Consider the following 13811-nt stretch of genomic DNA (forward strand, 5'->3'; position numbering starts at 1 on the left):
CTGTCGCAACAGGTCTGGTCGTCACAATCGGAAAGCGGCGTGGATCGGCGAGGCCTCACGGCAAAGGACGGCTGCGAAAATGCTCGACAATGCGTGCATGACGGTCGCGTCCTGCTGCCACCAGCACCCCATGCGTCACCTCCCGGCGATTGTACTCAATCGCGTCCCCCGAGAGCGCGGTCATCTTACCACCCGCTTCCTGCACGATCAAATTCGCGGCGGCAAGATCCCAGTCGCGGCTTTGCCCGCCCGCAAAGGCCGCGTCAAGTCGACCTTGTGCTACACGGCACAACCGCAGCGCCAGCGATCCGATGCGCGGATAGAGCGTGATCTCGTCCGGCGTCGGGCTGAGCCGCTGCACCAGCGGCTTCGGTCCCGCCATCCGCGGAAAGTTGAAATCGGTGCCTGCGGTTGCATGCACCGCGCCGTCGTTCAGGGTGGCGCCCTGTCCACGGGCGGCGAAGAAGAATTCCTCGCTGACCGGCGCATACACCGCCGCGAGCACCGGAGATGCATTTTCAACCAGCGCCACACTGACGCACCAGTCCTCGCGGCCGGCGAGATAGGCGCGGGTGCCGTCGATCGGATCGACGATCCAGGTGAAGCGCCTGCCGAGGCGGGTGTCGTTGTCGGCGCTCTCTTCCGACAGCCAGCCATAGCCGGGCGTTGCCGAACGCAGCTGCTGCTCCAACAGGTCGTTGACCGCGATGTCGGCCTCGGAGACCGGCGAGGACGCGCCCTTGATCCAGTTCTTCAATTCGGTGCGGAACAGTGACGATGCGAGCCGGCCCGCTTCCTGCACCGATCTGGTCAGCAAGGCGGCATCGCGCGCCTTGGTCCAGTCGTCCGTATCAGCGTCCGCCAAGCGTCAGGCCCTCGATGCGCAGCGTCGGCGAATTGACGCCGTAGCGGAATTCCAGATCGTTGGCGGCGACCAGCGACTTGAACATCGGCAGCAGATGGCCGGCGATGGTCACTTCGCTGACCGGATAGGTGATCTCGCCGTTCTCGATCCAGAAGCCGGACGCGCCGCGGCTGTAATCGCCGGTCACGCCGTTGACGCCGGAGCCGATCAGGTCGGTGACATAGAAGCCCTGCTTGATGTCCGAGATCAGCTCCTTCGGCGTCACCGCACCCGGCTCGAGATGCAGATTATACGTTCCGGGAGACGGCGAGGACGACACGCCGCGATGCGCATGACCGGTCGTCACGAGGCCTAGCTCGCGCGCGGTCGCCGAATCCAGCACCCAGGTGGTGAGCACGCCCGCATCGATCAGCGCCGTCTTCTTCACCCTGACGCCCTCGGCATCGAAGGTCTGCGAGCGCAGGCCGCGCACGCGCAACGGATCGTCGATGATGCGGATGTCCCTGGAGAACAGCTGCTCGCCGAGCTTGTCCTTCAGGAAGCTGGTCTTGCGCGCGATCGAAGCGCCGTTGATGGCGCCGACGAGATGGCCGACGATCGAGCCGGCGACCCGCGGATCGAACACCACCGGCACCTTGCAGGTCTCGACCTTGCGCGGATTGCCCCGCGCCACCGCGCGCTCGCCGGCCTTGCGGCCAACGGAAGCAGGTGAATCGAGATCGGAGGCATGCGGCGCGCTGGTGAAATCGTAGTCGCGCTCCATGCCGGTGCCCTCACCGGAAATCGCCGTCGTCGAGATGCCGTGGCTGGAGCGCAGATAAGAACCGTGGAAGCCGGTCGACGTCACCAGCACCATGCCGCCGATCCCGGTCGAGACCGACGCGCCGCCGGACTTGGTGACACCCTTGACCGCGAGCGCCGCAGCCTCCGCTTCGATCGCGCGCTGCTCGAGTTCGGCCGTGCTCGGAACCTTGCGATCGAGCAGATCGAGGTCGGGGAAATCGTGGGCGTGGAGCGCCGGATCGGCGAGACCGACATATTTGTCGTCCGGCGCCACGCGCGCCATCGCGACGGCACGCTCGGCAAGCTTGGCGACCCCGTCGCCGCTGACGTCATTGGTCGACACCACCGCCTGGCGGTGGCCGACGAACACCCGCAGGCCGACGTCATCGCCTTCGGAGCGCTCGGTTTCCTCGACGCGGCCGTCGCGCACCTCGACGCCCTGCGAGACGCCGCGCACCGCGATGGCATCGGCCGCATCGGCGCCCGCGCGCCTGGCGGCATCGACCAGGCGCTGCGCAAGGTCGCTCAGGCCCGATTGGTCGAACAGATCGGAGCTATCGCCGTGTCGCGATGCAGATGGTGAAGAGTTCACGAACGAATTCCTGCGGATTGAGGGGGGCCCGGAACGAGGTCGACAGACCCACCAGATGTGCCGGTTTCACAGGGATTTCAAGCACTTTGCGCCGGCAGGCAACAAAGATTTGAGTGATCGGGGCAAGGCTTCGTCAATCATGCGGGCCAACCTCTTGTCAATCATGGCACGAGGTGAGGAGGGGTTAACCAGGCTTTTTAAGGGGGAACGGACATCGCTCGGCTAGGCTCTCACCCAACGACCGGGAACAAAATCCCGGCGGGGAGACAGAGCTTTGAGGCGTCAAACACCAACAAGCGGAATCAATTCCGCCGGGTCGAGCTGCGCGTTGCGGCTCGACCCTCTTTCCCTTCCGCTCAGCTTCCACGCGCAGGACGCGCGCGCGGATGGCGGCATGCGGCAGGTCGAGCTTCATCGCGAACACGTCGTGCTGCGCCGTGCCGTTCTCGGCATGCGGATGGCGGTCAATGTTCGCGTCAGCGACTTTCTCGGCGTCGCGGTGCGCGGCATCGACGACGCGCAGATGCTGGTGCTGGTTCACCGCGATCCCGCGCTCAGCGTTCCGCTCGGCTCCAGTTCGGATGCCGAGGAGATCAGCTCCGCCTGGCAGATGTGGAGCGACATCTTCCGTCTCCCGCAACTGACCGAGCCTGCGCCGCGGACGCCCTCCCCGCGCCGCCGTCGCCGCAACGCGATCCGCGCGCGGAGACCGAAATTCCTGGTCCGCCGCCGCGCCGGTGTCAGCCTCAACGGCACCAGCATACATCGCGGCGAACGCGAGATCATCGCGCGGGATTAATCTGACCGTCTCGCTCCATTTGCCTCACAATCGGTGTCGTCCCGGCGAAGGCCGGGACCCATACGCCGCAGCAGATGTCGTTGACGGGACTCGTCGTTCCAGCGTCGCACAACAAGAAGCATTGGTGGTTATGGGTCCCGGCCTTCGCCGGGACGACGGCGAGTTTGTGGCGCGGCCGCCGAATCATGGGTTTGTACGCTTCGCTCCGCCCATCCTGCGAAGTCATCACGCCGCGCGCAGCACCGCGTCGACGACGAGGCTCGCGAACAGGATCAAGCCGGCGTCGCGGTTGGACTTGAAGATGCGCAGGCAGAGCGCGCCATCGCTGATGTCGAGCCGCCGGACCTGCCAGGCGAGATGCAACGCAAACGCCGCCAGCCCGATCCAGGCCGGCCAGCGCGCCCCTGCGAGTGCGAACGCCACGCCGATCAAGAGCACGGCGAGACCATAGAAGATCACGAGCGCACGATGGGTGCGTGCACCGAACAGGCGCGCGGTGGATTTGACGCCGATCAGCGCATCATCCTCGGCGTCCTGATGGGCGTAGATGGTGTCGTAGGCGATCACCCAGGCGATCGATCCGGCGTAGAGCGCAATCGCGGCCAGATCGATGCGCTCGAGCGTCACCGCAAATCCCATCAGCGCGCCATAGGAGAAGGCAAGGCCGAGCACGACCTGCGGCCACCAGGTGATCCGCTTCATGAACGGGTAGATCGCGACGATCAGAAGCGAGGCGATGCCGGTCATCACCGCGAAGCGGTTGAACTGCAGCAGCACGAGAAGCCCGATCAGCGCCTGCAGGACCATGAAGACCACCGCCTGCGTCACCGTGACCTGCCCGGCCGGGATCGGCCGCGACCGCGTGCGTTCGACCTTGGCGTCGAGATCGCGATCGGTGATGTCGTTCCAGGTGCAGCCGGCACCGCGCATCACAAAGGCGCCGATGAAGAACAGCAGGACCACGAGCGGCAGCGAACGCACATCATGCGCGACGCCGGCGGCGAGCGCCGCCGACCACCAGCACGGCATCAACAGCAGCCAGGAGCCGATCGGCCGGTCGTAGCGCGCAAGCCGCAGATAGGGCCGCGTCCAGACCGGCGCATGGGTATCCACCCAGTTGCCTGTGGAGTCGGCAACGCGGGTGGAGACATCGCTCATGGGTGATCCCTCAACGGGTGAGGACGTTGCCGTTCAGCGTATCGAAGGTGCTGCCGCCCTTCTTGGTCGGCGTCGCTTCCGGCAGCGAGGCGGACGAACCGAGTACGTCGCTCAAGCTCGGCCCCGCTGGCCCACGCGGCTGCGCCGCCGCCTGCTCCGCGACATTGCAGACCTTCTTCAGCAGCGCTTCGGTATTCTTGTGTCCGGCCTTGAGCTGGTCGGCGATCTGCGGCGGAATTCCGCACTTCTGTGCGTTGGTGTCGACATATCTGATCATCTTGATCTCGGCCTGGCTGTAATTGCCGATCAGCTTGCAGGCCTCCTGGGGGCTGGCGTGGCGATCGCTCGCCGCCTTGATCGCCTTGCCGCGCTTCTCCGCATCCTCGCGCAGCGGCGTGAAATTCTTCATGCAGGCGTCGGCGGCACCACCACCACCCGCACCCGGCGGGGGCGGCGACGACAGCCCGCCGCCGGCGATGGGGGCCGCGCCACTGCTCGGAAATGCCGACGGCGTGGCACCGACCCTGGCCGCCGGCGCGCCGTTGACCGGCGGGAATGCGGAATCCGAGGCGGTTCCGGCCTGGCTTGGACGCATGCCATTGACCGGCGGAAACGCGGGGTCGGACGCGGTGCCGGCCTTACCGGCCTGATTGGGCAACGGGGCCGGAAAAGCGCTCTGGGCAGCAGCTTGCCCCGCGGACAGGGCGGTCGCAGCAACGGTCAGCACGATCAGACGGCGGATCATCGAGGGTGTTTCTCCGGCAAAAGGTCCAGGCAACCCCAGCGCAACAAAAACGAAGCAACGAATTTTGGGGGCGTTTTACGATTCCTGTGAGGCCTTAACAACCCGTGGATTTGGGCGACAGCGCGGCGTAGGGCCACACCGGCCATATTAAATTGTTCCCCGATTCTAAGCCTTTAGGCTACGAACGGCGGTAAAATGGACCATCAAATTTGCCTGAACAGGATTTTCGGTAAGGCCCCGGTTTGGATTCATGGGCCGACGCCGCGGGCGACCGAACAGCAAAAGGGACCGCGTGCAAGCGGCCCCTTGGACTAAAGAAATGACTTGGTGACAGAAGCAATATATCGACGCTCAATATTACCTGGCTGGCGAGTTCCTGAGGAGTCCGCGGGATTACGGTGTCGCGCAGTTTGGTAAACTGGCCACACCGCACTGAAGCCGCCTCGGATATGCCTGAACTCGATTTCCGCAGCCCCCGCCTGTTTGTCGACGCCCCGCTCGGCGCCGGCGCAACCGTTCCGCTCGAACGCGATCAGAGCAACTATCTCGGCAACGTGCTGCGGCTCGGCGCCGGCGACAGCGTGCTGGTGTTCAACGGGCGTGACGGCGAATGGCGCGCCGAGATTTCCGGCCGCAAGCGGGCCGACATGCTGACGGTCGCGGCACAGACCCGCGCGCAGGACCGGCTGCCCGACGTCACCTATGTGTTCGCGCCGCTGAAGCATGCGCGGCTCGACTACATGGTGCAGAAGGCGGTCGAGATGGGCGCCGCGCGGCTGGTGCCGGTGCTGACACGCTTCACCCAGGTGTCGCGGGTCAACGGCGAGCGGATGCGCGCCAATGCGGTCGAGGCCGCCGAGCAATGCGGGATCATCTCGCTCGCCGAAGTCGCCGACCCCCTGCCCCTCGAACGTTTCCTGGCGGGCCGCGACCCGGCGCGGCTGCTGGTGTTTTGCGACGAGGCGGCCGAGGTCGAAAGCCCGGTGCAGGCGCTGGCGGCGGCATCGGCTGCGAACGCCGGGATCGATGTCCTGATCGGCCCGGAAGGCGGCTTTGCCGAGGAGGAGCGCGCGCTGCTGCTGCGCCAGCCCGCCATCCTCCGCCTCGCCCTCGGTCCGCGTATCCTGCGCGCCGACACCGCCGCCGTCGCCGCGCTGGCGCTGGTGCAGGCGGCACTGGGGGACTGGCGAGGAAATGGGCCACACACTCCCTCCCCGTCAACCTGAGGTGCGAGCCTCTTCGGCGAGCCTCGAAGGATGCACGGCCCGGCTGGTGGCCGTCGATCCTTCGAGGGCTCGCTGCGCTCGCGCCTCCAGCGACAAAGGCGAAGCCTTTGCGCCGGGATGACGGAACCTGCAGCTCGTTTGCCCGATGAAAGGCGAGGACAAACATCTGCCCCTAGCCAAGTCGTCGCAAAATCGTTAACGAACCCAATCATTAAGCCACTTGGCCGATCCCTGTCGAAAGCATGGGCCGACCGTGCTAAGGGCTCCGCAAACACCACTCATGGAACCCGCTCTGGAACGCGATTTCGGAGCGAATTGGACGTCGAGATGACCGAAGCTGCCGCACCACGATCCGCCGCCGGATCCGCCGTTTGGGCGGATGCGCTGCTGGCCTCGTTCGCGCAGGCCGGCTATCAGAGGTCCGAGCCCGCGATCCTGCAGCCGGCCGAGCCGTTCCTCGATCTCTCCGGCGAGGACATCCGCAAGAGCCTGTATCTGACGACGGACCCGAGCGGCGAGGAGCTCTGCCTGCGCCCGGACCTCACGATCCCGGTGGCGCGCGACTACCTCGCCTCCGCCCGCGCCGGCCAGCCCGCCGGCTTCAGCTATCTCGGCCCCGTTTTCCGCTATCGCGGCGGCGCGCCGAGCCAGTTCCTGCAGGCCGGCATCGAATCGTTCGGGCGGCAGGATCGCGCCGCGGCCGATGCCGAGATGCTGGCGCTGGCACTGGAGGCGACCACGGCGTTCGGGTTGAAGGACGTCGAAATCCGCACCGGCGACGTCGCGCTGTTCAACGCGCTGATCGATGCGCTCGACCTCTATCCGGTGTGGCGGCGCCGGCTGATCAAGGACTTCAACCGCAAGGTCTCGCTGACCGACGACATCGAGCAGCTGACGCTCAAGACGGCGCCGGGCCGCAACGAATATGAGGGCGTGCTCGCCGCGCTGGCCGGCTCCGACCGCAAGGCGGCGCTGGCGCTGGTCACCGATCTGATGTTGATCGCCGGCACCACCAATGTCGGCGGCCGCACGGTGGCCGAGATCGCCGACCGTTTCCTCGAGCAATCGACGCTGAAGGGAGGCGCGCTGCCGCGCGATGCGGTCGCGACCATCAAGCGCTTCCTGGCGATCGCGGGCGATCCCGACGACGCGGTCGCGCAATTGCGCGCGCTGGCTGGCGACGCCCAGCTGAACCTTGCCGTCGCGATCGACCAGCTCGAGAGCCGTATCGGCTTCATGGCCGCGCGCGGCATCGACATCCGAAAGACCCGGTTCTCCACCGCGTTCGGCCGCGGCCTCGACTATTACACCGGCTTCGAGTTCGAGCTGCACGCCAAGGGCAACGGCGCCGAACCGCTGGTCGCCGGCGGGCGCTATGACGGGCTGATGACGCAGCTCGGCTCGGCGGCTCCGATCCCCGCGGTCGGCTTCTCGGTCTGGATCGAGGCGATGACCCGGCATGGCCAGGCCACCTCCTTCGGAGCCGCCCAATGAGCACGCCCTTCGTCGTCGCCGTGCCCTCCAAGGGGCGGCTGCAGGAAAACGCCGAAAGCTTCTTCGCCCGCGCCGGGCTGACCTTGTCGAAGGCCGGCGGCGCCCGCGACTATCGCGGCACCATCGCCGGCGTCGACAATGTCGAGATCGCCTATCTCTCGGCGAGCGAGATCGCGGCCAATCTGGCTCGCGGCTCAGTGCATCTCGGTGTCACCGGCGAGGACCTGGTGCGCGAGAGCATTCCCGATGCCGACAAGCGCGTGCTGATGATCGAAGGCCTCGGCTTCGGCTTTGCCAATGTCGTGGTCGCGGTGCCGCAGGCGTGGATCGACGTCCGCACCATGGCCGATCTCGACGACGTCGCAAGCGGCTTCCGCGAGCAGCACAATCACCGCATGCGGGTGGCGACCAAATACATCAATCTGACGCGCGGCTTCTTTGCCAAACACGGCGTCGGCGACTACCGCATCGTCGAAAGCGCCGGCGCCACCGAGGGCGCGCCCGCCGCCGGAACCGCCGAACTGATCGTCGATATCACGACAACCGGGGCGACGCTTGCCGCCAACGGGCTCAAGGTGCTCGACGACGGCGTCATGCTGCGCAGCCAGGCCAATCTGGTGGCGTCCAAGGATGCCGACTGGTCGAAGGGCGCCCGCGAGACCGCGCGCGTGATCCTCGACCATATCGCTGCGCGCGCCCGCGCCAGCAAGTATCGCGAGGTCCGCACCCGCTTCGCCGGCTGCAACGATGCGCTGCTCTCCGAGGCGCATAACCGTTTCGGCGTGGTCGCCCCGTTCGGCGGCCCGACCTCGTCGGGCATGCTTACGCTGCACTGCCCACCGGGCAAGCTCTACGCGCTCGGCAGCTTCCTGCGCGAGCACGGCGCCGAAACCGTGTCGGTGGTGTCGCTGGACTATGTGTTCGACCGCGAGAACCCGCTGTTCGCCAGGCTCGAGGCGTTCCTGCGACAATGAGGCGGCCACGCCGTTCATGTTGGCGACAGCTACCCTGCGGTACCATATTGTGTTCGAGGGATCTCTCGTTTTGACGCGGTTTCTTCGTGCGAGGCGGAAGGCCATTTCGCTCGAAAACGCTCTAGTTCTGGAACCTGATCGATGATGCTGGGCTCTGACGTTTCCAGCCTGACCACGACCGCCAAGACCGCCGCCGGGCAGGGTCTGTCGATCGTCGTGCCCGTCTACAACGAGGCCGCCGGGCTTGCTGCGTTGCATGAGCGGCTGATCAACCTCGCCAAGACGCTGCGCGCCCGCTACGGCCTCGTCTGCGAGGTGATCTATGTCGATGACGGCAGCGCGGACAACACGCTGATGATCGCGCGCGGCCTGCCCGCCGACGGGCTCGACCTGCAGGTGGTGTCGCTGTCGCGCAATTTCGGCAAGGAGGCGGCGCTGATGGCCGGCCTCGACCACGCCCGCCGCGGCGCGGTGCTGTTCATGGATGGCGACGGCCAGCATCCGCCGACGCTCGTCGAGCAACTGGTCGCACACTGGATCGATGACGGCTACGACGTGGTCTACACGGCGAAGGCGCATCGCGACAATGAATCGGCCGCGCGGCGGCTGGCCGTGCGCGGCTTCTACGCGCTGATCAACTGGGGCGCCCGGCAGCAGATCCCGGAGGATGCCGGCGACTTCCGTCTGCTGTCGCCGCGCGCGGCCGCGGCGCTGCGGCAATTGCCGGAGCGCAACCGCTTCTTCAAGGGCCTCGCCAGCTGGATCGGCTTCCGGCAGATCCGCGTCGACTACGAGCCGGCGCCGCGCGCGCATGGCGTCACCACCTTCAATGCCGGCCGGCTGATCGGTCTGTCGATCGAGGGCCTGACCTCGTTCTCGGTGGCGCCGCTGCGCTTCGCCAGCCTGCTCGGCGCGCTGCTCGCCGGCGTGGCGTTCCTGTTCGGCCTCTCGATCCTGTGGGAAGTGCTGACCACCGGCAAGCAGGTCCCCGGCTATCCGTCGCTGATGATCGGCATGATGACGATCGGCGGCGTGCAGCTGATCATGATCGGCATCGTCGGCGAATATATCGGCAAGATCCTCTCCGAGTTGAAGGCGCGGCCGATCTACTTCGTCGCCGAGCACACCGAGAAGCACGCCGACGGCGGCGCGGCGCAAAATGCCTCCGAGCGGACCGCCGCGGAATGAACACCGATACGCCGCGCCGGATCTGGCTGTGTGCTGACGATTATGGCTTGAGCGACGGCGTCAACCGCGCGATCCGCGACCTGATCGAGCGCGGCCGCCTCAATGCGACGTCGGTGATGACGGTGACGCCGGCGATCGGCCGCGATGCGGCCAGCGCACTCACGGCGTCGGTGGCGAACAGCCCGCGCTGCGCGATCGGGCTGCATGTGACGCTGACCGCGCCGTTCCGGCCGCTGACGATGCATTTCCGCCCGCTCGACAGCGACATGTTCCTGCCCTTCCCGCGGCTGCTGCGCGCCGGGCTGATGCATCGGCTCGACGCCGAACTGGTCCATGCCGAGGTGCTGGCGCAGCTCGACGCCTTCCATGATCTGTTCGGCCGCGCACCCGACTTCGTCGACGGTCACCAGCACGCGCAGCTGTTCCCGCAGGTGCGCGACGGCTTCCTGCGCGCCGTGAAGGAGCGCGCGCCGGGCGCCTGGGTGCGGCAGTGCGGCCGCGAAGGCCCGCTGGCGCGCCAGCTGGCGGCGCCGAAAGCGCTGGTGCTGAACGTGCTCAGCACGCAGTTCCGGATCAAGGCGCAGCGAGCAGGCCTGCGGTTCAATCCGGCCTTCGCCGGCGCCTATGATTTTACGCGCGGCAATGATTTCGCGGCGCTGATGCAGGGCTTCCTCGACGGCATGCCCGAGGACGGACTCGTGATGTGCCATCCCGGTTTCGTCGACGAAACGCTGAAGAGCCTCGACCCGCTGACGACGCAGCGCGAGATCGAGCGTGCCTATCTCGCAGGCGACGATTTCCCCGCGCTGCTGGCCCTGAATAAAGTTACACTGGCCTGACAAGGCTCATAGGAATCCGCCGGTCGTATTGTCGCATACATAAATTTAATTCTGGCCCCCACTCCTTGCGCCACAAACCCCGTCCTACATCTCGGACGCGCCGATTCGATCGACGCGATGGAGAACGCCATGACACCGCAAGAACGCCAACTGATCGACGATCTCTTCGACCGGCTCGCCAAGCTGGAGAATGCCCCGCGCGACGGCGAGGCCATGTCCGCGATCATGCAGGGCCTGCGCAGCGCGCCGAATGCGGTCTACGCGCTGGTGCAGACCGCGCTGGTGCAGGACGAGGCGCTGAAGCGCGCCCATGACCGGATTCAGGAACTCGAGGCCGCGGTCGGCCAGCAGCAGACAGCCCAGCAGCAGGGCGGCGGTTTCCTCGATTCGATGCGCGATGCGATCTTCGGCGGACAGGGCCAGCAGCATGGTTCGGTGCCGCCGGTGCGGGCACCCGACATGGGCGGCCGCGATCCGGGCAGCCGCCCGGTCTGGAACTCGGGCCAGGCGATGCAGCAGGCCGGCGGCGGCTATGGCCAGCCTTACGGCCAGCCCGCGCAACCCTACGGCCAGGGCTATGGCGGCCCGCAGCCGCCGGCACTCGGCGGCGCGCCGGGTGGCGGTGGCGGCTCGTTCCTCGGCACGGCGGCGGCGGCCGCGGCCGGCGTGGTCGGCGGCGGACTGTTGCTCTCCAGCATCCGCGGCATGATGGGTGGCGGCAGCCACCAGTCGATGGCCGATGCCGGCGGCCTCGGCGGCGGTTCGCGTCCCTGGGGCGGCGACCAGTCGTCGAGCGACCTCGCGCGCGACGCCGGGGTCAACGACATCGGCTCCAACCGCGACAGCGGCTCGCGCGCCGGCGCGTTCGACCAAGCGCAGGCCGACCGGGACAGTGACGATGATCAAGACGCCGACGACTTCGACAATGATGACGACGGCTTCGACGGCGGCGGCGACGGCGACGACAGCAATTACGCGTAAGCGTCTCACCTGAAACACAAACGGCCGCTCCATCGAGCGGCCGTTTTCATTTGATCAGTCGTAGCCTGGGCGGAAGCTGTTCTCCTTCCCCCTGAAAGGGGGAAGGTCGGGATGGGGGTCAGCCACAAACGCCGCTGCTCGTGGAGAGAGATGATCCCCACCCGCTTTGCTCTGTTGAGCAAAGCGACCTCCCCTTTTCAAGGGGAGGTTGACGCATCGTGCGGCTCGCTGTCCCGGATTTCGCTTCGCTCCATCCGGGCTACAACTTCACATCACAACGACCCTGGCCCCGACATTGACGCGGCCGTAGAGGTCGATGACGTCCTCGTTGCGCATCCGGATGCAGCCGGACGAGACGTTGGTGCCGATCGTCCAGGGCTCGTTGGAGCCGTGGATGCGGTAGAGCGAGGAGCCAAGATACATCGCGCGGGCGCCGAGCGGATTTTCCGGGCCGCCCTCCATGTGCCGCGGCAGATCGGGACGGCGCGCCAGCATTTCCGGCGGCGGCGTCCAGGCCGGCCACTCCTTCTTCGCCGAGATCGTCTTGACGCCGGCCCAGGTGAAGCCGGGCCGGCCGACGCCGATGCCGTAGCGCAGCGCGCGGCCGTCGCCCTGCACCAGATAGAGAAACTTGTTCGGCGTATCGACGACGATGGTGCCGGCGCTTTCCTTGCCGCTATAGTCGACCAGTTGCTTCTCGTATCTCGGATCGAACGGACGCTGCGCCGGATCGCCCGCGGCCTCTTCCTGCTGCCGGAGCATCTGCTGCTGCGGATCCATCGGCGGCAGCTGACGGTTGCCGTAATAGCCAGGCTGCTGCTGATACGGCTGTGGCGAATAACCCTGCGACGACGGCGCATCGCCGAACAGGAATTCGATGAAGCCGCCGCCCATGTTGGAGCGCTGCGGCTGCACATAGGCGGTGCGCATCGGCGGCTGCGGAGCGCCCTGATTGGCATAGATGACGGCGGGCCCGGCGGGCGCTGCCGCGTCGATCGCCATGGCGTGATGGGGAACGGCAATAAGAGAAGACGCGCCGGCGAGCAGCGCAAGCGTGGTTTTCCTGAACATCGACGTACTCTGTACTGGTTTCGTCGTGACGTGATGCGCGCGGCGCCGACTTTGCGCCGTTGCACGTGGTCAATAAGCAATGAAAACCGCATCGGTTTGGTAAACGGATCGGCCGTTTCGATTCACCACATCGGCAATGGAGCGCGGTTTTCCCTGACAGCGTTTATTTTGCGTGAACGGCGTGGCGACATGGTTAATCGCCGGTATCGCCGCGCTTGCGCGCTATCCGCGCAAACAGTTCCGGCGTGAACCTGACGTTAAATCCGCTCTGTCTAGAACGGACTTCAGTGAAGGGGCGGGAATGAAAATCATGTCAGTGAAGCGCAAGCGTTTTCGTGTCGAGCAGGCGATGGGCGAGGTTGTGATGCCGGAGCCGGATGTTACGGGCGGCGCCGATCTCGGTCCGATGCATCGCGAGATCATGGCCGAGCTTCGCTCGATCCGCGCCCAGATGGCCGCAGCCCCGGCACAGCGCACCGGCGACAGCGTCGATGCGGCGGTCGCCCGCGAAGTCGCCGAGACCCACGCGCTGCTCGAGACCTACCGTGCGCAGGTCGAACAGTGCGAGAAGCTCAAGGTCGAGCTCGACCTGATTCACGACGCGATCAGCCGCACCAAGCGCGAGATCGCCGTGCTGCACGGCAAGAGCTTCAACGGCGAGGAGATGGCCAAGGTCAATGGCGAGCTCGGCGCCGTGGTCGGCGGCACCGAACAGGCCACCCAGCAGATCCTCGAGGCGGTGGAGGCGATCGACCAGGCCGCGTCCGCGCTCGCCAACAACGTCACGCCCGACCAGCAGAAGCGGCTCAGCGAAGATATTCAGGAGCGCGTGGTCTCGATCTTCGAGGCCTGCAACTTCCAGGACCTCACCGGCCAGCGCATCAGCAAGGTGATGCAGACAATGAAGTTCATCGAACAGCACATCAACGAGATGATGAACATCTGGGGCGGCGTCGACGCCATCAGGTCGCACGTCCCGGCGATCGTCGACACCCGCGAGGGCGATGCCCGCCTGCTCAACGGTCCGAAGCTCGACGGCGACGCCGGCCACGCCTCACAGGACGACATCGACGCGATGTTCAACTGAGGTTCGTCA

Annotated in this window: 13 protein-coding genes; 8 read left to right on the forward strand and 5 right to left on the reverse strand. The window is 66.4% G+C overall.

What is annotated here, in order from left to right:
- Nucleotides 1–55: 55 nt before the first annotated feature.
- Complete coding sequence (locus J2R76_RS21415; RefSeq protein ID WP_253624912.1) at nucleotides 56–865, reverse strand: 3'(2'),5'-bisphosphate nucleotidase CysQ; 810 nt, start codon at nucleotides 863–865, stop codon at nucleotides 56–58.
- Nucleotides 852–2240 carry a TldD/PmbA family protein gene (locus J2R76_RS21420; protein WP_253624913.1) on the reverse strand — a complete coding sequence of 463 codons (1389 nt, stop codon included), beginning with the start codon at nucleotides 2238–2240 and terminating at the stop codon, nucleotides 852–854. The genes J2R76_RS21415 and J2R76_RS21420 overlap by 14 nt, the downstream gene beginning before the upstream one ends.
- 274 nt (nucleotides 2241–2514) lie before the next feature.
- Between J2R76_RS21420 and J2R76_RS21425 the strand changes: the two genes are divergently transcribed.
- Nucleotides 2515–3039, forward strand: coding sequence for a DUF6101 family protein (locus J2R76_RS21425; RefSeq protein WP_057016649.1), 525 nt, complete (start codon nucleotides 2515–2517; stop codon nucleotides 3037–3039).
- A 225-nt stretch (nucleotides 3040–3264) separates the two neighbouring features.
- Here the strand turns inward: J2R76_RS21425 and ubiA are convergent, their stop codons facing one another.
- Both ubiA and J2R76_RS21435 read right to left on the reverse strand, forming a co-directional pair.
- The gene (ubiA, locus tag J2R76_RS21430; RefSeq protein WP_057016651.1) at nucleotides 3265–4197 is read right to left on the reverse strand and encodes a 4-hydroxybenzoate octaprenyltransferase; all 933 of its coding nucleotides are present in this window, start codon (nucleotides 4195–4197) and stop codon (nucleotides 3265–3267) included.
- Between the two features lie 10 nt (nucleotides 4198–4207).
- A complete protein-coding gene (locus J2R76_RS21435; RefSeq protein ID WP_253624914.1) occupies nucleotides 4208–4942 on the reverse strand; it encodes a hypothetical protein in 735 nt (244 codons plus the stop codon).
- A 449-nt stretch (nucleotides 4943–5391) separates the two neighbouring features.
- Here J2R76_RS21435 and J2R76_RS21440 point away from each other — a divergent pair, with 449 nt between their 5' ends.
- From J2R76_RS21440 to J2R76_RS21465, 6 genes are all read left to right on the forward strand, one after another.
- Nucleotides 5392–6168 carry a 16S rRNA (uracil(1498)-N(3))-methyltransferase gene (locus J2R76_RS21440; RefSeq protein WP_253624915.1) on the forward strand — a complete coding sequence of 259 codons (777 nt, stop codon included), beginning with the start codon at nucleotides 5392–5394 and terminating at the stop codon, nucleotides 6166–6168.
- A gap of 327 nt (nucleotides 6169–6495) precedes the next feature.
- Nucleotides 6496–7662, forward strand: coding sequence for an ATP phosphoribosyltransferase regulatory subunit (locus tag J2R76_RS21445; protein ID WP_253624916.1), 1167 nt, complete (start codon nucleotides 6496–6498; stop codon nucleotides 7660–7662).
- Complete coding sequence (gene hisG / locus J2R76_RS21450) at nucleotides 7659–8636, forward strand: ATP phosphoribosyltransferase (protein WP_092086859.1); 978 nt, start codon at nucleotides 7659–7661, stop codon at nucleotides 8634–8636. Before J2R76_RS21445 ends, hisG begins: the two co-directional genes overlap by 4 nt.
- Nucleotides 8637–8777: 141 nt before the next feature.
- Nucleotides 8778–9824: a glycosyltransferase family 2 protein gene (locus J2R76_RS21455; protein WP_253624917.1), complete on the forward strand. Its 1047-nt coding sequence runs from the start codon at nucleotides 8778–8780 to the stop codon at nucleotides 9822–9824.
- Entirely contained in the window at nucleotides 9821–10663 is an 843-nt protein-coding gene (locus tag J2R76_RS21460) for a ChbG/HpnK family deacetylase (RefSeq protein ID WP_076825586.1), read from the forward strand. The genes J2R76_RS21455 and J2R76_RS21460 overlap by 4 nt, the downstream gene beginning before the upstream one ends.
- 129 nt (nucleotides 10664–10792) lie before the next feature.
- Entirely contained in the window at nucleotides 10793–11644 is an 852-nt protein-coding gene (locus tag J2R76_RS21465; protein WP_253624918.1) for a DUF2076 domain-containing protein, read from the forward strand.
- Between the two features lie 267 nt (nucleotides 11645–11911).
- Here J2R76_RS21465 and J2R76_RS21470 read toward each other — a convergent pair whose 3' ends face one another.
- Nucleotides 11912–12715 (reverse strand): L,D-transpeptidase, encoded by an 804-nt coding sequence (locus J2R76_RS21470; RefSeq protein ID WP_076827521.1) that lies wholly within the window; start codon nucleotides 12713–12715, stop codon nucleotides 11912–11914.
- Nucleotides 12716–13025: 310 nt separating this feature from the next.
- On the opposite strand from J2R76_RS21470, the gene J2R76_RS21475 reads away from it, so the two are divergent.
- Nucleotides 13026–13802 (forward strand): protein phosphatase CheZ, encoded by a 777-nt coding sequence (locus tag J2R76_RS21475; RefSeq protein ID WP_253624919.1) that lies wholly within the window; start codon nucleotides 13026–13028, stop codon nucleotides 13800–13802.
- Nucleotides 13803–13811 lie beyond the last annotated feature (9 nt).

Origin of the sequence: Bradyrhizobium sp. USDA 4532, from assembly GCF_024171315.1 — a bacterium.
Taxonomy (GTDB): Bacteria; Pseudomonadota; Alphaproteobacteria; order Rhizobiales; family Xanthobacteraceae; genus Bradyrhizobium; species Bradyrhizobium australafricanum.